Here is a 17,343-nt window from a genome sequence, read left to right on the forward strand (position 1 = left end):
CGCACCAAGGCAAGCGCAACGATGCGTCGATTCTGAAAGGCCCACCCAGCATCCGCAAACGACTTTGCGGACCAACCTCATTCCATAATGGAATGACCATGAGCCCCCTGCCCCGCCGCTTCCTGCCACCGATGCAGGCCCTGGCCGCCTTCGAGGCCGCCGCCCGCCTGCAGAGCTTCACCGCCGCCGCGGCCGAGCTGTCGCTGACGCAGAGCGCCGTCAGCCGCCAGATCCGCGCGCTGGAGGAACAGCTCGGCGTCGAGCTCTTCGTGCGCGAACGCCAGACCGTGCGCCTGAGCGCGGCCGGCGCCAGCTACGCCCCCGAGGTGCGCCGCGCGCTGCAGCGCATCGCCACCGCCACCCTGGCCCTGCGCGCCAACCCGCACGGCGGCACCTTGAACCTGGCCATCCTGCCGACCTTCGGCACCCGCTGGCTGGCCCCTCGCCTACCCCGTTTCCTGCAGGCCCACCCCGGCATCACGCTGAACCTGCACACCCGCCTGGCGCCCTTCGACTTCCAGACCGACGCCCTCGACGCCGCCATCCACTTCGGCAGCCCCGACTGGCCCGGCGCCCGCCTGGACCGCCTGATGGGCGAGACCGTGATCCCCGCCTGCAGCCCCGCCCTGCGCGAGCGCCTGGACCTGCGCCTGCCCGCCGACCTGCTGCGCGCCCCGCTGATGCACCTGGTCAGCCGCCCCGACGCCTGGGAGCGCTGGCTGCGCGCCGCCGGCCTGCCCGACACCGAGGTGCACGGCATGCTGATCGACCAGTTCGCCGTCGCCGCCCAGGCCGCCATCGCCGGCCTCGGCGTGGCCCTGCTGCCCGACTTCCTGATCGAGGCCGAACTGGCGCGCGGCGACCTCGTCGCCGCCGTCGACCTGCCCCTGCCCAGCACCGAGGCCTATCACCTGGCCTGGCCGCTCGGGCGGGAGGACTGGCCGCCATTGCAGGCTTTCAGGGGGTGGTTGTTGGGGGAGGCCGCCACCAGCCCGGGCAGAATCGCCGACAGCCCTCCGCCGCCCGCGCCCACCGGGCCCGTCTGACACCGCCCATGCGCGACGAGATCATGACGCATCAAGCGCGTCGAAGCAGGTGGAGGGCTGCGAAGCAGCAATGGGCCATGCAAGCGAACAGGGTGACGATGGACAGCCAGCCCACGAAGAACCCGGTGGTGGAAACTCCAAAGTCCCACCCTTCCAGACTGAACCGCCCCGGGTTTCGCGGAGGCCGGTTGGCCTGATCGCTCATGTCGCACAGGCCGATGGCTCGGCGAGTTGGCGGCAGCAGTGTGCCTCGGCCTCGGCTGGCGGGATGTCGCCCAGCGGCCCCATCAGCCGGTGGTTGTTGAACCAGGAGACCCAGGTCAGCGTGGCGAGCTCGACGGCCTCGCGGGTCTTCCAGGTGCGGCGGTGGATGTCCACGATCGCCCGGAACGCTGTTCGCGATCAATGGAATGCGCACCTTGCGCTCAAAGCCGGTGCGATTCGCACGGGTCACTTCAGCGCAGACAGATAGGCCGTGGCGACCGCGACGCAGTGCGCCAGGCTCGGCCGATACCCGGTGGCAGCAATGGCGTCAAAGGTGGCGATGAAGCCGGCCCCGGGATGCGCGATCTGCGCCAGGAACCGGTCTCGGTTCCGCGCCAGGAAAGGCGCCGCGGCCTCGAGCGCATCCGGCTCTCGCTCGATCACCAAGGCGAGATCGAACAGGTCACGCGCCGTCGCCCGGTCTCCGCGGTGGTACATCTTCTTGGCGATCACCTCCGCAGCCGTTTCGACGCGCACGGCCCTGCCCTGGATCTCCCACCACTCCCAGGCTGCGTCGGTGAGGTTCGGTGCGGCGACGAAGTCGACCTCACCCTCCTCGAACTGCAGCTTCACGAACGATCCCGCCATCTCCGTGTAGTCCTCGGTCAGGGAGGCCGCCGTGTCGCTGAGTCGAGGCGTCACATAGCCCAGGTACTGCGGATCTGGCACGAAGATGTCGATGTCCTTGCTCAGGCGGTGTCCGTACCTGAACATCAGGACCGTCCCGCCCCCGAAGGTCCAGAACGGATTGGCGAGGCCACCATGGCGCTGGATCTCGTCGACAAGCCGGAGCGCGCGAGGGAACAAGACTTCCCAGGCGCCGGGGGGCAGGTCTGGCTTCATGCCCATAGGCCTTGCCGATGCACGGCCAGTGACTTCGCCAGTTGGGAAACGTTGCGCCACACCGCCTTGGGCGGCACGCCCTCGTTCGCAGCGGCTTCCTCGACGGCCATCACGACCAATGGCACGGGTGCCTCGTCCAGCAGGTGGGTCAGGTGGGCTGCGTAGCCCTCTGGCACGCAGCCACTCACCAGCGCATGACCAAGCGTATCGGACGGCACCTCTTGGGAGTAGCTCACGCTGGCGTTCTTGGCCGCCATCCAAAGGCCACGCTTTCGGGAGCGCGCGGCCTGTGTGGGTGGGTCAAGGTCCAGCCCCAGCACGGCGAGCACCTGAGCCACTCGGTTGAAGCCCAGGTCGCTGAGCGCACCCGCCTCCAGACCCACGAGCGTCTGGCGCGAAAGTCCACACAGCTGCGCGAGCCGGGACTGCGTCAGTCCGAGCGCTTCCCGCCGCTGGCGGATGGTGAGGCCAAGGCTGGAGAGGTCCAAGCTACCGCCTTAGAAATGTCGAATATTTTTGACACTCTATCATCATCGGACCGCGCCTGTCAGCGTGCATGCGGTTCTGCGCAAGATGCCGCTCAAGCGCGCCAATTCGATGCCATCCAACTGTGTATTGAGCCATCACTGAAATCCTTCGCTGCCGTGTCGTAGGCACCGTCGGCGCAGACGCTGGCGATGGGCTCGTCCGAGGGGATCTGTGCCAGCAGTTCGGGCAGCATCGGCGCGTCGCCAATGGCGTTGCTGGTGACTTCAACGGCCCGGATCTCCAGCATCTGCGCGTCGATGCCAAGGTGCACCTTGCGCCATTCGCGTCGGTACTCCGCCCCGTGCTTCTTGCGCTTCCACTCACCTTCGCCCAGAAACTTGACTCCGGTGCTGTCGACCAGCAGTTGCAAGGGCTCACCGCTGGGGCGGTAGCTGAGCTGCGCCTGCACGGTCTTCTGCCTTCGGCACACCGTGCTGTCGTCGGGCACCGGCCAGTCCAACCCTGCCAGCCGCAGCAGGCTCTCCACCATGCCCAGCGTCTGCCGCAGCGCCTGCCCGAACAGGCACTTGATGCTCAGGCAGAACGGGATCGCCGCGTCCGAAAACGTCTGCTGACGCCCGCGCCGGCCCGTCGGCTTGGCCAGCCACTGCATGTGCTTGTCCCAGCCACATCGTCAGCACGCAGACTCAGCTGCAGATCCGTCGGTCGACCGATGACGAGGGACACGCCGAGGTCACAAGCGTACGCCTCACCGCTCCACCACCTTGTTCCACCGCGCATTCCACGTCGGCCGGTTGGCATTGATGCTGTCCCAGTCGACGTTGACCGCGTTCTTCATGTACTGGCTGATGGCGGCGACCTGGGCGATGCCGTCGCCCACCACCGGGGCCTTGGGGTTGGTGGGGATCTGGGCGCCGAACTGCAGCACGTTGGCCTGAGCCAACGGGCTGAGCAGGAACTCGGTGAGCTTCTGTGCCAGCTCGGGCTCGCTGTTGTTGGCGATGATGCACTGGCCCACCACCAGCACCACCGAGCCTTCCTTGGGCTGGGCGTACTCGACAGGGATGCCCTTGGCCTTGAGCGAGGCGACGGCGGTGGGCGTCAGCGGGAACAGTGCGGCCTCGCCCGTCTGCACCATCTCGCTGATCTTGGCCGAGCTGGGGATGTACTCCAGCACGTTGGGACCGATGGTCCGGTCCCAGGCCTTGAAGCCGGGCTCGACGTTCTTGTCGTTGCCGCCCTGGATGCGATTGAACATCAGGAAGCCGTGCAGGCCGAAGGTCGACGAGGACAGGCTCTGGAACACCACCTTGCCCTTGAGCTTGGGGTCGGCCAGGTCCATCCACGAGGTGGGCGGCGCCCACTTCTTCTCGTCGTAGAGCTTCTTGTTGTAGGCCAGGCCGGTCATGCCCAGGCTGACGCCGCTGGCCATGTCGTCCTTGAAGCGGGCGGCCGGATACAGCTCCTTGAGCGCGGCGCTGGGCTTCTGCTTCTGGCACAGGCCCATGCCGATGGCGCGCATCATGATGCCGTCATCGAGGAACATGACGTGCATCTGCGGCTTGTCCTTGTTGGCCTGCGCCTTGGCCAGGATGTCGCTGCTGGTGCCGGGCACCACCACCACCTTGACGTTGTTGAGCTTCTCGAAGGCGGGGAACACGTACTGGGTGTAGGCCTTCTCCATCGTGCCGCCGTTCATGCCGATGTAGAGCGTCTTCGTCTGCGCATGGGCACCGGTGGCGGCAACGGCCATCAGCAGCGCGGCAGCGGCTGCGGCGGCCGCGGAACTCACGCGGAAGGTGGCCTGCGGCGGGAAGCGTCGTGAGGTCATCGGGGCACTCCTGAGGTCGTGGGTTGGGGGGCGGGAACGGGTGAGCGGAAGCGGGTGATGGCGAAGGCGTCGATCGGCGTGCGGCTGTGGCCGTGGTGCACCAGCTCGGCCAGCACCTCGCCCACGGCCGGGCCGATCTGGAAACCGGCACCGGCGAAACCGAAACCGTGGAACAGCCCCGGCGTGGTGACGCTGGGGCCGAGCACGGGCTGGCGGTCGGGCAGATAGCCTTCGGTGCCGCTCCAGGTGCGGATCAGTTGGGCATGGCGCACTGGCGGCAGCAGCGCCACGGCCTGCTGCAGCAGCCGCTCCAGCACGGGCGCGGTGACGCGGGTGCGCTGATCGTCCAGCGGCTGGCCATGGCCACCGCCCAGCACCAGCTGGCCGCTGGCCACCTGACGACAGTAGATGCCACCGCCTTCCACGCCGAGGCTCCAGGGCAGGAAGGCGGGCAGCGGCTCGGTGACGGCCATGGCCGGGTGGCCGCTGGTCAGCGGCACCGGTTCGCCGAAGCGCGTGGCCAGTGCACCGGCCCAGGCGCCGGCGCAGTTCAGCAGCACCGGCGCCTGCAGCTCCAGGCCGGGGCCGGCGCGCAGGTGGAAGCGTTCGCCATCGTGCGCCACCTCGTGCACCGGATGGTGTTCCAGCACCTGCGCACCGGCGCGGGCGGCGGCACGGGCGAAGGCAGGCGAGACCAGGCGCGGATTGGCCTGGCCGTCATCCGGGCACAGCGAGCCACCGACCGCCACGCCGCCCAGCCAGTCGCAGCGCTCGCGCACCTGGGCGGCGCTCAGCAGCTGCAGGCCGAGGTCGAAGTCGCGGCTCAGCTCGGCGTAGGCCTCCAGCGCGGCCATGTCGACGGCGCTGCGGGCGATCTTGAAGTGGCCGGTGCGGCGGTACTCGCCATCGATGCCCAGCAGCTCGGGCAGGCGGGCCCAGATCTGGTGGGCGCGCTGGGCCAGCGGCAGCTGCACCGGCAGGCGGCCCTGGCGGCGCACACCGCCGTAGTTGACGCCGCTGGAGCGCGAGCCGCACAGGTCGCGCTCCAGCAGCACCACGCCGTGGCCCAGACGGCGCAGCGCCAGCGCGGCCGAGGCGCCGACGATGCCGCCGCCGATGATGGCCACATCGGTGCGCAGGGGTGTGGCCCGGCTCATCCGACGGCCCTCCGGTCATGGCGGAACCACGGCCCCGCGGGCCGAGGGCGCGGGCGGCGCGGGCGGCGCGAACGGCTCAGGACCGCGCTCATGCGCCCTCTCCCGCCGGCGGCTCGCCAGGCTGCAGATGCAGGTGGATCGGGATGGGCTTGACCGGCGCCTGCGCGCGCAGCCGGCCCACCTGCGGCACCGGACGGCCGCAGGCCTGGGCCAGCAGCTCGGCCGCAGCGCTGGCGCACATGCGGCCTTGGCAGCGGCCCATGCCCAGGCGGCTCAGCGCCTTGAGCCGACTGAGCTCGTCGGCGCCAGTGGCCGCGGCCGCCTGGCGCAGATCGCCGGCGCTCAGGCGCTCGCAACGGCAGATCACGGTGTCGTCCGGCGTCCGCGCGGCCCAGTCCTCGGGAAAGGGAAAGGCGCGTTCCAGGCCCTGGCGGAAGCGGGTGGCGCGGGCCAGGCGCTCGTCCAGCGCCTGGGCGCGGCGAGGATCGATGGCGATGCCCCGCTCGGCCAGCAGGCCGAGGGCCGCGCGCTCACCGGCCCATTCAGCCGCATCGGCGCCGAGGATGCCGGCGCCGTCTCCGGCCAGCCACACGCCGCTCACGCTGCTGGCGCCGTCGGCGCGGCGCATGGGCAGCCAGGCGCGGTGCGGCGACTGCCAGTCGAAGCGGCAGCCGAGCAGGTCCGCCAGCTGGGTTTCGCTGCGCAGGCCGTGGCCGAGCGCCGCACCATCGCAATCGATGCGGCGGATGCGCTGGCCGCCCGGGTCATCGGTCCACTCGACGGCCCGCAGGCGGTCGCCGTTGCCGGACGGGATGGCCGGCGGGCCCGCCGGCGACACTCCCTGCACCACCCCTGGCACCCCCGTGGCAGGGCCCTGAGATCGGGCGTCATCACCGAGCAGGCGCAGCACGCGTGCCCCGCGGTGCACCGGCACGCCGGCCGCCTTCAGGCGCGCGACGAACCAGGCGCCCTTGGCCAGCACCGCCGGCTGCGTGGCCAGCAAGGGCAGCGCGGCCAGCTGGTCGGCCAGGCGCGCCTGGTCCAGCACGGCCGCCACCTGCACGCCGGCCTTCAGGTACTGCCAGGCCACCAGATACAGCAGCGGCCCGGTGCCGATGAAGACCACCCGCCGACCGATGGCGCAGGCCTGGGCCTTGAGCGCCACCTGGGCCCCGCCCAGGCTGAAGACGCCGGGCAGCGTCCAGCCCGGCACGGGCAGCACGCGGTCGGTGGCGCCGGTGGCCAACAGCAGCTGGCTGAACAGCAGCGTGCGGGCCGCGGCGCTGGGGCCGTGCAGCAGACTGAGCTGGCCGGTGGCCGGCGGCAGCGCCGGATCCACCCCGGCGGGCAACGCATGCCAGACCAGCGTGTCGGGCCGGTGATCGATCTGCGGCAGCAGTCCTGCGAGGCAGGCGTGCAGATCACGGGCCCGGCCGGCCTCGAAGCCGTACAGCGCACGGGCCGGACGCTGGAAGCCGGGCGGCGGCTGGCGGTAGATCTGGCCGCCGCCGCGCGCGGCCTCGTCCACCAGCACCGGGCGCAGACCGTGGGCCACCAACGTCTGCACGGCGCGCACGCCGGCCGGGCCGGCACCGACCACCACCGGGGGCAGCTGATCGGCCACAGCGGCCTCACCCGGGCCACCAGGACCACCAGAGGCACCCGTGGCACCCATCCCGCCGGACGGCCGGACCCGCGAGAGCGGCATCTGCCGGCTCATGCCCAGCCTCCGTCGGTGCGCACGGCCATGCCGGCCTGCACCGGCGTGCTGCAGGCGCGCAGGCGCGGGCCGCGGCCATCGGGCGCGGCCGGATCATCCAGTTGCACCCAGCAGTCCTGGCAGGCCCCCATCAGGCAGAAGCCGGCATGCGGATCGCCGGTGCGCTCGTGGCGGCGCAGGCGGGCGTGGTGGGTCAGCACGGCGGTCAATACCGTGTCGCCGGCCAGGGCGCGGGCGGGCTGGCCGTCGATGTGCAGCGTCAGCTCCGGGCGACCGGTCTCGGCCACGCGGTGCAGCAGCGGGTCTTGCTCAACCGTCATCTTCAGGGGCCTCATGCCTTGCCCACCAGCACACGGTCCAGGCCGTAGAGCCGGTCCAGCGCCACCATGGCCACGGCGGTGATGGCCACCATCAGCGCCGAGACGGCGGCCATCAGCGGGTCGATCGACTCGGTGGCGTACATGTACATGCGCACCGGCAGCGTGACGGTGGACGGCGCGGTGACGAAGATGCTCATCGTCACCTCGTCGAAGCTGTTGATGAAGGCCAGCAGCCAGCCGCCCGACACGCCGGGCAGGATCAGCGGCAGCGTGATGCGGCCAAACACCGTGGCCGGGCTGGCGCCCAGCGAGGCGGCGGCCTGCTCGACGCTGCGGTCGAAGCCCACCAGCGCGGCCAGCACCAGGCGCAGCACATAGGGCGTGATCACCAGCGCGTGGGCCAGCACCAGCCAGGCAAAGCTGCCGGTGCCGCCCACCAGCGCGAACAGCCGCAGCAGCGCCACGCCCAGCACCAGGTGCGGCACCACCAGCGGCGACATGAACAGGCCGTTGAGCGCCTCACGCCCGGCGAACTGGCAGCGGTTGATGGCCAACGCCGCCGGCACGGCCAGCAGCGTGGCCAGCGTGGCCGAGGCCAGGGCCAGCCACAGGCTGTTCCAGAAGCTCTGCATGAAATCCGGGTGATCGAACACGGCGTGGAACCAGCGCAGGCTCCAGTTCCAGCCCGGCAGGCTGAGGGTGTTCTCGGACGTGAAGGCCACCGCGCACACCACCAGCAGCGGGGCCAGCATGAAGGTGATGACCACCGCGTTGAAGGCCAGGGCCAGCGGCCCGTTGCGTCGCGCACTGCTCATCGCATCACCCCAGGGCCCGGCGCGTGCGGGCCTCCACCAGCCGGTTCAGGCTCACCAGCACGCCCAGGTTGGCCACCAGCAGCACCAGGGCCACGGCGGCGCCCAGCGTCCAGTTCAGCTCATGCAGGTATTCGTCGTAGACGATGGTGGCCACCATCTTCAGCCGCCGCCCGCCCAGCAGGCCGGGAATGGCGAAGCTGCTGGCCGACAGGCCGAAGACGATGAGGCTGCCCGACAGCACGCCCGGCGTGACCTGCGGCAGCACCACGCGCCGCAGCACGGTGAAGGGCGAGGCGCCGAGCGAGAGCGCAGCGTTCTCCACCTGCGGGTCGAGCTTCTGCAGCGCCGTCCACACCGGGATGACCATGAAGGGCAACATCACGTGCACCAGCGCGATGACCACCGCCCACTCGGTGTAGAGCAGGCGCACGCGGCCGATCCCGATGGCCTGCAGCACCGTGTTCAGCACGCCTTCGGGGCCCAGCAGCATGCTCCAGCCGAAGGCGCGCACCACCACGCTGACCAGCAGCGGCGCCAGCACCACCAGCAGCAGGACGGAGCGCCAGGGCTGCGACATGCGGCTGAGCACGATGGCCTCGGCCGTGCCCACCACCGCGCAGATCAGCGCCACCAGGGCCGAGATCCAGAAGGTGCGCCAGAAGATGCCGTGGTAGTAGTCGTCACGCGCGATCTGCAGGTAGTGGTCCAGCGTGAAGGTGCCCGGCTGCGCACCCGTGGCCGCATCGAAGGCGTTGAACGACAGCAGGGCCGTGAGCCCCAGCGGCACCAGCAGCATCAGCGCGAACAGCGCCAGCGCCGGGCCGCTGAGCAACCAGGGGAGTGAGCGGCTCACGATGCCGCCTCGTCCGCGATCACGCGCGGTGCCCCGTCGGGCCAGTCGACGCCGCAGGCCTGGCCTTCCACCAGCGCGGCGCGGCCGTCATTGGGCACCAGGGCGGTCAGCGTGCCGGCCGCCGTGTCCAGCGCATACAGCCACTGGCTGCCCAGGAAGTAGCACTCCTTGACCGTGCCGGCCAGGCGGCCGCTGCCGGCGGGCCGCAGTTGCAGCTTCTCGGGTCGCAGCAGCTGACCGTCGAGCACATTGGCCTTGCCGACGAAGTTGGCGATGAAATCCGACTGCGGCCGCTCGTAGACGGCGTGTGGGTGGCCGATCTGCTCGGTGCGGCCGGCGCGCATCACCACCACGCGGTCGCTGATGGACAGCGCCTCGTCCTGGTCGTGCGTGACCATCAGCGTGGTGGTGCCCAGCGTGCGCTGGATGCGGCGCAGCTCGTACTGCATCTCCTCGCGCAGCTGGGCGTCGAGGTTGCTCAGCGGCTCGTCGAGCAGCAGCACCGGCGGCTGGATCACCAGCGCACGCGCCAGCGCCACGCGCTGGCGCTGGCCGCCGGACAGCTCACGGGGATAACGGTCGGCGTGCGCCTCCAGCCGCACCAGGGCCAGCGCCTCGCGGACCTGGCGCGCGCGGTCGGCGGCCGGCACCTTGCGCATCTCCAGGCCGAAGCCGACGTTGGCCGCCACCGTCATGTGCGGAAACAACGCATAACTCTGGAACACGATGCCCAGGCCGCGGGTGTTGGCTGGCGTGTGGGTGATGTCGCGGCCGGCCAGCGTGATGCACCCACCGCTGACCGCTTCGAAGCCGGCCAGCATCTGCAAGGTGGTCGTCTTGCCGCAGCCCGAGGGGCCCAGCAGCGAGACGAACTCGCCCTGCGCGATGGACAGGTTCAGCCCCTGCACGGCACAGGTGGCGCCGTAGAACTTGCTGACGTCGGAGAGGGTGAGGAAGGACATCGGAACCTCTGGAGAGCCACCGCACCGGTCTGGGGCGATCTGGAAGGGCAGCGTCGTTTGCCGGTCACTCTATTGCAGTGGTCGTGCCAGTCGAACCGAGGTATTCCACTAGTCAGAATCTTTATTGAAATGATTCCGATCAATGGAATACAGAGGCTAGACTGTCCACATCACATTCCACGGAGCAGAGGCATGGACGAGGCAGCAGGCACCACCGGTGGCGTGGCGCGGGTCTTCGCGGTGATCCGGGCGCTGGGCGCGGCACAGGCCGAAGGCGGGCGGGTCACCCAGTTGGCGCGTGCGGTGGGCCTGACCCAGGCCACCACGCACCGTCTGCTGGCACAGCTGGTGGCCGAGGGGATGGTGGAGCAGGACGAGCGCAGCAAGCGCTACCGGCTGAGCCTGGACTTCTTCGCGCTGGCCGCGCAGGCCGGAAACCCCGGTGACCTGCGCACGCTGTGCCGCCCGGCGCTGCTGCGCCTGTGCGGCAGCCTGGGCGACACGATCTTCCTGCTGGCGCGCAGCGGCTTCGACGCGGTGTGCCTGGACCGCGCCGAAGGCCCCTTCCCCATCCGCAGCTTCACCGGTGACGTGGGCGGGCGCATCGCGCTCGGCGTCGGCCAGGGGGCGCTGGCCATCCTCGCCTTCCTGCCCGAGGCCGAGCGCGAGGAGGTCATCCGCTTCAACCTGGCGCGGGTGCGCGAGTACGGCGTCTACGACGAGGTCTACCTGCGCACCGAGATCGAGCGCACCCGCGCCCAGGGCCATGCCGCGCGCAACACCGGCCTGCTCGAAGGCATGGCCGGCGTGGCCGTGCCGGTGCTCGACCGCGAGGGCCGTGCCGTGGCGGCACTGAGCGTGGGCACCCTGAGCGACCGGCTGAACGCCGAGCGCCTGCCCACCGTGGTCGAGCTGCTCAAGCGCGAGGCCACCGCGCTCGGCCCGCGCATCCATCCCTTCGACGCCACGCTGCGCCGCCCGACCCAGAGCCTGGCCGGTGGGCAGGCGGCGGTGGCCGGACGGATCGGGCCGGGAGAAGGCGGCCTTGATGTCTAACGTTAGCCATCAACATCGCTGTACACGGCGGCGCGATGTCGCCGGCAGGCCTCCCCGCACGCTGGACCCCCGCACGCCCGACGGACGGCATCGGCGTCCCGAGCGCCATCCGCTAGATTCAGGGGCCTCTGCAGGAGCCGCACCGGGCTGGATCCGCCAGCTCCTCGTGTTCCGACCGCCCCTCCGCCCATGAACACCCGCTTCCTCGAAACCCTCGTCGTCCTGGCCCGCGTCGGCAGCTTCCGCGAGACGGCCCAGGTGCTCAACGCCACGCAGGCGGCGATCTCGCAGCGCATCGCCAACCTGGAAGACGACCTGGGCGTCGAGCTGGTCGACCGCAGCCAGCGGCGGCTGAGCCTGACGGCCGCCGGTGAGCAGACGGTGCGCCAGGCGCAGCGCATCCTGGAGATGGAGCGCGCGCTGCGCGCGTCCACGCGGCCGGAGGCGCCGCCGGCCGGCCGCGTGCGGCTGGGAGCGATCGAGTCGGTGGTGCGCACCTGGCTGTCGCCGCTGGTGCGGCTGCTGGCCGAGCGCCATCCGCAGATCGAGCTCGACATCACGGTCGACACCGCGCGCAATCTGCAGGAGGCCTTCCGCGCGCGGCGGCTGGACCTGATGGTGCAGAACGATCCCTATGCGCCGGCCGTCGGCAGCATCGATCTGCGCGAGGTCGCGCTGTGCGAGTTCGCGCTGCACTGGATCGCGCGGCCGCAGCGGGTGCCGGGCCTGGGCCCGCTGACGCTGGCCGAGCTGGAGCAGCACCCGCTGCTGACCTTCTCGCGCACCTCCAGCCCCAGCGCCCATGTGCGCGCGCTGTTCGCCGACCGCGGGCTGGAGCCGCGGATCTGCAACTTCCCGTCGGTGGAGTCGATCGTGCAACTGGTGCGCGACGGCTATGGCATCGCGGCCATCCCGCCGGTCTTCGTGCGCCAGGAGCTGGCCAGCGGTGAGCTACGGCTGTGTGGCGGCCCGCCGCTGCCCTCGATGACGATCACCGCGCTGAGCGAGCGCGAGACCACGCCCGCCGTGCGGGCCACCGAGGCGCTGACGGGCGACGTGGTGGCGGCCTACTGCACCGCCGCGCAGCCGGACTGGGTGCGCCCGCTGGCCGGTGCGCGCCCGGCCTGATCAGCAAAACTTGTCATCGATCAACAGAATTTCTCGTTGGACGTGGCTGGCGGCCTGGCTGACAGTCCGCGGCACGCCACGGCCCGCAGGCCGTGCAGCCGTCACCGGTCCCGCCCATCCACGAGGAAGCCCATGATCCGTCGCCTGATCGCCACCGCCGCCGCGGTGCTGTGCACGCTGTCCGCCCAGGCGGCCAGCTGGAACCTGTCGGCCGAGCAGCCCGACGCGAACTACCTGACGCAGAACGTGCGGCAGTTCGCCGACGAGGTGAAGGCCGCCACCAACGGCGCGCTGGAGTTCAAGGTGCAGTCCAACTCGGTGCTGCTCAAGCGGCCCGAGGTCAAGCGCGGCGTGCAGGCCGGCATCGTGCCGGTGGGCGAGGTGCTGATGTCGGCCCTCGGCAACGAGGATCCGATGTTCGAGATCGACTCGATCCCCTTCGTCGCCACCAGCTTCGATGCCTCGGAGAAGCTGTGGAAGGCCGCGCGCGAGCAGATCGCCGCGCGGCTGGACAAGCAGGGCATCGTGCTGCTGTACGGCGCGCCGTGGCCGCCGCAGGGCGTGTTCACCGAGAAGCCGGTGGCCACCATGGCCGACTTCAAGGGCGTGCGCTTCCGCGCCTACAGTGCGTCGACCACGCGCATGGTCACGCTGATGGGCGCGGTGCCCACCACCATCCAGACGGCCGAGGTGCCGCAGGCCTTCTCCACCGGCGTGGTCGACATGATGATCACCTCGCCGGCCACCGGGGTGGACACGCAGGCCTGGGATTACGTCAAGCACTACTACGACGCCCACGCCTTCATCCCGCAGGCCATCGTGATCGCCAACAAGCGCGCGCTGACGGGCCTGCCGGCCGAGCAGCAGGCCGCCGTGATGGCCGCCGCGAAGAAGGCCGAGGCCCGCGGCTGGGCCACCGCCCGTGAACGCACCGGCACGCTGACGCAGACGCTCGCCGCCAAGGGCGTGAAGGTGCAGCCGGTGCCCGCCGCCATCAGCGGCGAGCTGACGAAGATCGGCCAGACCATGGCCGACGAGTGGCTGAAGAAGGCCGGTGCCGATGGCGCCAAGGTGCTGGAGACCTTCCGCCGCTGAGGGCCACCCGCCCGCCCGCCGCACCACGCCCCGCCGACCGCCCGCCACGCCTTGCGCAAGGCCGCCCCCCATGAAACTCCTCGACCGCCTGGCCACGGCCTCCGGCGTGGCCGCTGCCGTGGCGCTGCTGCTGATCGCCGTCATCATCCTGGCCCAGATCGGCGCCCGTCTGGCGGGCAGCCAGATCCCGGCGGCCGATGACTTCGCCGCCTGGGCCATGGCCGCCTCGGCCTTCCTCGGCCTGCCCTATGCGCTGCAGCATGGCGAGCACATCCGCGTCACGCTGATCCTGCAGCGCCTGGGTGGCCGCGCCGAGCGCGCGGTCGAGACACTGGCCACCGCCATGGGGCTGGCGCTGGCCGTCTGGGCGGCCTGGAACGCGGCGCTGTTCGTCTTCGAATCCTGGCAGTTCGGCGAGGTGGCGCAGGGCGTGCTGCGCGTGCCGCTGTGGATCCCGCAGCTGGCGATGCCGGTGGGCCTGACGCTGCTGGCCGCGTTGCTGGTCGAGCGCTTCTGGCGTTGTCTGAGCGGCGCGCCGCTGGCCACCGCGGGCGGCGAGACCGCACGCACGGAATGAGGAGCTGATGCCATGAGCGAGATCACCCAGGCCGCCATCCTGATGGGCGTGCTGTTCCTGGCGCTCGGGCTGGGCCTGTGGGTGGCGCTGGCGCTGCTGGGCTGCGGCCTGGTGGGCCTGATGCTGTTCACCGACACGCCGCCGGGGCTGCTGTTCTCGACCACCGTCTGGAGCGCGACCGCCAGCTGGACGCTGACCGCGCTGCCCCTGTTCATCTGGATGGGCGAGATCCTCTACCGCACCCGCCTGGCCGAGGACATGTTCGCCGGCCTGGGCCCGTGGGTGAGGGGCCTGCCCGGGCGCCTGCTGCACGTCAACGTGATCGGCTGCGGCATCTTCGCGGCGGTCAGCGGCTCGTCCGCCGCCACCGCGGCCACCATCGGCAAGATCACGCTGCCCGAGCTGAAGAGCCGCGGCTATGACGAGGCGATCGCGGTCGGCTCGCTGGCCGGCGCCGGCACGCTGGGCCTGCTGATCCCGCCGTCGATCGTGATGATCGTCTACGGCGTCGCGGCCCAGGTGTCGATCGTCAAGCTGTTCACCGCGGGCGTGCTGCCGGGGCTGATGCTGATGGCGCTGTTCTCCGGCTACATCGCCTTCTGGGCCTGGCGCCACCCGGACCGCGTGCCCGACGACGGCGAACCGGTGCCGCTGGCCGAGCGCTTCCGGCGCCTGCGCCTGCTGGCGCCGGTGACGGTGCTGATCGTCGCCGTCATCGGCTCGATCTATGCCGGCATCGCCACGGCCACCGAGGCGGCGGCGGTCGGCGTGCTGGGGGCGCTGCTGATCGCGGCGGCCGGTGGCTCGCTGACGCGGGCCTCGCTGACGGCCAGCCTGATGGGCGCGGTGCGCACCTCCTGCATGATCGGCTTCATCCTGATGGGTGCGGCCTTCCTGACCAGCGCGATGAGCTTCACCGGCCTGCCGGCGACGGTGGCCGCCTGGATCACCGGCCTGGGCCTGAGCCCCTGGCAGCTGCTGAGCGCGCTGACGGTGTTCTTCGTGCTGCTGGGCTGCTTCCTCGACGGCATCTCGATCGTGGTGCTGACCACCGCCGTGCTGATGCCGGCCGTGCAGGCCGCCGGCATCGATCCGCTGTGGTTCGGCATCTACCTGGTGCTGGTGGTGGAGATGGCGCAGATCACGCCGCCGGTGGGCTTCAACCTGTTCGTGATCCAGGGCATCACCGGCCTGCAGCTGTTCACGCTGGCGCGCATGGCCCTGCCCTTCTTCCTGCTGCTGGTGGCGGCCACGGTGCTGATCACGCTGTTCCCGCAGATCGTGCTGGCGCTGCCGGCGGCCATGGGCTGAGGCCCGCAGCGCTGCGCCGCACGCCGAAGCGATGCCCAAGCCGATGCCCCTCCCCGACCCGACCCCGGTGATACCGATGGGCGACAGCGCGCTGCGCATCGTCCTCGGCGATCAGCCCGACGCCGCGACCGTCGCGCGGGTGCAGGCGCTGGCCGCGCTGCTGCGTGGCCATCCGCTGCCCGGCCAGCGCGACGTGGTGCCGGCCTACACCACAGTGACGCTGCACTACCGACCCGAGGCGCTGGCCGCCGACGACGACCCCTGCGGCCTGCGCCCGCCCTGGCAGCGCCTGGCCGACCAGGTGCGCGGCCTGCTGCGCCAGCTGCGCCGCGCGCCGCCCGCCGCCGGCCGCGAGGTGGTGGTGCCGGTCTGGTATGGCGGCGAGGCCGGACCGGATCTGGCCGATGTCGCCCACGCCTGCGGCCTGGACGCGGAGGACGTGGTGCGGCGCCATCTCGCCTCGGCCCACCAGGTCTGCATGCTGGGCTTCGCCCCCGGATTCCCCTTCATCACCGGGCTGGACCCGCTGCTGCGCACCGCGCGCCGCGGCACACCGCGCACCCGCATCCCGCCGGGCTCGGTGGCCATCGCCCGCGAGCAGACCTGCATCTACCCGCTGGAGACGCCCGGCGGCTGGAACCTGATCGGCCGCACGCCACTGGGCCTGTTCGATCCGACGGCCACACCGCCCAGCCGGCTGCAGCCGGGCGACCGCATCCGCTTCGAGGCCATTGATGCCGAGCGTTATTCGGAGCTGCTCGCCCAGCGCGGGGCAGCCCCCGGAGGCGTGGCATGACCTCGCCCGTGATCGAGGTGCTGCAGCCTGGCCTGCAGACCCAGGTGCAGGACGAGGGCCGCTGGGGCTGGCAGGCCGACGGCGTGCCGGTCGGCGGCGCGATGGACGTCTGGAGCCACCGCATCGCCAATCTGCTGGTCGGCAACGCCGCGGATGAGGCGACGCTGGAGATGCTGCTGCGGGGCCCGCACCTGCGCTTTCCGGCCGGTGCGACCATCGCGCTGACCGGCGCCGAACTGTCGCCGACCGTCGACGGACAGCCGGTGGCCATGGGCCGCGCACTGCGGCTGGCGCCGGGGGCCGAGCTGGCCTTCGGCCGCCGGACGGCCGGACTGCGCGGCTATCTGGCGGTGGCCGGCGGCATCGACGTGCCGCCCGTGCTCGGCAGCCGCAGCACCTATGCGCGTGGCGCGCTCGGCGGCCACGAGGGCCGCGCGCTGCGCGCCGGTGACCGGCTGCCGCTGGGCGTCCGCAGCGCCGCGGGCCCGCGGACCGTGGCCGAGCCCGCGACCTCACCCCTGGGTGCCGACGCCCGCGCCACGACGGGCCCCCCGGCCCTCGACCTCCTCAGCCCGCTGCCCGATCCTGACCCGCAGACCGAGGTGCGCATCCTGGTCGTCACCGGCGAGCACTGGCACGACTTCCCGACCGCGGCCCGGGCGGCCTTCCTGGCCACGCCCTGGCGCATCGGCCCGCAGTCCGACCGCATGGGCTACCGGCTGCAGGGCCCGGCGCTGGCGCCGCCGTCCTGCGGCGAGCTGCTGTCCGATGGCGTGGCCTTCGGCACCGTGCAGGTGCCACCCGACGGCCAGCCCATCGTGCTGATGGCCGAGCGCCAGAGCACCGGCGGCTATCCGAAGATCGCCCATGTGGCCAGCGTCGACCTGCCGCTGCTGGCCCAGTGCGGGCCGGGCCAGCGGCTGCGCTTCGAGGCCGTCACGGCCGACCGCGCCCAGGCCCTGCTCGAAGACCGCGCACGGCACCATGCCCGGCTGCGACAGGCGCTGCTGGCATCGGCCGACACCTGACGGACGATCGACACGTCCCTCCTCCGCCCCGACCTTCCGCTGACGACGACAC

The 17,343-nt window shown here is 71.4% G+C and carries 17 protein-coding genes and 2 pseudogenes; 8 read left to right on the forward strand and 11 right to left on the reverse strand.

What is annotated here, in order from left to right:
* Positions 1-98: 98 nt before the first annotated feature.
* Positions 99-1,046, forward strand: coding sequence for a LysR family transcriptional regulator (locus AACH11_RS14165; RefSeq protein WP_341374889.1), 948 nt, complete (start codon positions 99-101; stop codon positions 1,044-1,046).
* A gap of 201 nt (positions 1,047-1,247) precedes the next feature.
* On the opposite strand, the pseudogene AACH11_RS14170 reads toward AACH11_RS14165, so the two are convergent.
* The 11 genes and pseudogenes from AACH11_RS14170 to AACH11_RS14220 form a co-directional block, all read right to left on the reverse strand.
* Positions 1,248-1,418, reverse strand: a pseudogene (locus AACH11_RS14170) (IS3 family transposase); the annotation flags it as partial.
* A 78-nt stretch (positions 1,419-1,496) separates the two neighbouring features.
* Entirely contained in the window at positions 1,497-2,159 is a 663-nt protein-coding gene (locus AACH11_RS14175; protein WP_423228743.1) for a nucleotidyl transferase AbiEii/AbiGii toxin family protein, read from the reverse strand.
* Positions 2,150-2,641: a helix-turn-helix domain-containing protein gene (locus AACH11_RS14180; RefSeq protein WP_341374891.1), complete on the reverse strand. Its 492-nt coding sequence runs from the start codon at positions 2,639-2,641 to the stop codon at positions 2,150-2,152. Before AACH11_RS14180 ends, AACH11_RS14175 begins: the two co-directional genes overlap by 10 nt.
* A 155-nt stretch (positions 2,642-2,796) precedes the next feature.
* Positions 2,797-3,303 (reverse strand): annotated as a pseudogene (locus tag AACH11_RS14185) (IS5 family transposase); the annotation flags it as partial.
* Between the two features lie 87 nt (positions 3,304-3,390).
* Positions 3,391-4,473, reverse strand: a complete 1,083-nt coding sequence (locus AACH11_RS14190; RefSeq protein WP_423228744.1) for an ABC transporter substrate-binding protein — start codon at positions 4,471-4,473, stop codon at positions 3,391-3,393.
* Complete coding sequence (locus AACH11_RS14195) at positions 4,470-5,630, reverse strand: NAD(P)/FAD-dependent oxidoreductase (RefSeq protein ID WP_341374892.1); 1,161 nt, start codon at positions 5,628-5,630, stop codon at positions 4,470-4,472. The genes AACH11_RS14190 and AACH11_RS14195 overlap by 4 nt, the downstream gene beginning before the upstream one ends.
* Positions 5,631-5,718: 88 nt before the next feature.
* Positions 5,719-7,305 (reverse strand): FAD/NAD(P)-dependent oxidoreductase, encoded by a 1,587-nt coding sequence (locus tag AACH11_RS14200; RefSeq protein WP_341374946.1) that lies wholly within the window; start codon positions 7,303-7,305, stop codon positions 5,719-5,721.
* A 41-nt stretch (positions 7,306-7,346) separates the two neighbouring features.
* Entirely contained in the window at positions 7,347-7,670 is a 324-nt protein-coding gene (locus AACH11_RS14205; RefSeq protein WP_341374893.1) for a (2Fe-2S)-binding protein, read from the reverse strand.
* A gap of 11 nt (positions 7,671-7,681) precedes the next feature.
* A complete protein-coding gene (locus tag AACH11_RS14210) occupies positions 7,682-8,485 on the reverse strand; it encodes an ABC transporter permease (protein WP_341374894.1) in 804 nt (267 codons plus the stop codon).
* Between the two features lie 4 nt (positions 8,486-8,489).
* Entirely contained in the window at positions 8,490-9,281 is a 792-nt protein-coding gene (locus tag AACH11_RS14215) for an ABC transporter permease (RefSeq protein WP_341374947.1), read from the reverse strand.
* Positions 9,282-9,334: 53 nt separating this feature from the next.
* Positions 9,335-10,300, reverse strand: coding sequence for an ABC transporter ATP-binding protein (locus tag AACH11_RS14220; RefSeq protein WP_341374895.1), 966 nt, complete (start codon positions 10,298-10,300; stop codon positions 9,335-9,337).
* Between the two features lie 192 nt (positions 10,301-10,492).
* Between AACH11_RS14220 and AACH11_RS14225 the strand changes: the two genes are divergently transcribed.
* From AACH11_RS14225 to AACH11_RS14255, 7 genes are all read left to right on the forward strand, one after another.
* Entirely contained in the window at positions 10,493-11,356 is an 864-nt protein-coding gene (locus AACH11_RS14225) for an IclR family transcriptional regulator (protein WP_341374896.1), read from the forward strand.
* Positions 11,357-11,545: 189 nt separating this feature from the next.
* Complete coding sequence (locus tag AACH11_RS14230; protein WP_341374897.1) at positions 11,546-12,484, forward strand: LysR family transcriptional regulator; 939 nt, start codon at positions 11,546-11,548, stop codon at positions 12,482-12,484.
* Between the two features lie 132 nt (positions 12,485-12,616).
* Positions 12,617-13,579 carry a TRAP transporter substrate-binding protein gene (locus tag AACH11_RS14235; protein ID WP_341374898.1) on the forward strand — a complete coding sequence of 321 codons (963 nt, stop codon included), beginning with the start codon at positions 12,617-12,619 and terminating at the stop codon, positions 13,577-13,579.
* A 70-nt stretch (positions 13,580-13,649) separates the two neighbouring features.
* Complete coding sequence (locus AACH11_RS14240) at positions 13,650-14,156, forward strand: TRAP transporter small permease (protein ID WP_341374899.1); 507 nt, start codon at positions 13,650-13,652, stop codon at positions 14,154-14,156.
* Between the two features lie 12 nt (positions 14,157-14,168).
* Entirely contained in the window at positions 14,169-15,467 is a 1,299-nt protein-coding gene (locus tag AACH11_RS14245; protein WP_341374900.1) for a TRAP transporter large permease, read from the forward strand.
* 43 nt (positions 15,468-15,510) lie between these two features.
* Positions 15,511-16,263, forward strand: coding sequence for a 5-oxoprolinase subunit PxpB (gene pxpB / locus AACH11_RS14250; RefSeq protein WP_341374901.1), 753 nt, complete (start codon positions 15,511-15,513; stop codon positions 16,261-16,263).
* Entirely contained in the window at positions 16,260-17,291 is a 1,032-nt protein-coding gene (locus AACH11_RS14255) for a 5-oxoprolinase subunit C family protein (protein ID WP_341374902.1), read from the forward strand. Before pxpB ends, AACH11_RS14255 begins: the two co-directional genes overlap by 4 nt.
* Positions 17,292-17,343 lie beyond the last annotated feature (52 nt).

The organism is Pseudaquabacterium rugosum, from assembly GCF_038066575.1.
Taxonomy (GTDB): domain Bacteria; phylum Pseudomonadota; class Gammaproteobacteria; order Burkholderiales; family Burkholderiaceae_C; genus Pseudaquabacterium; species Pseudaquabacterium rugosum.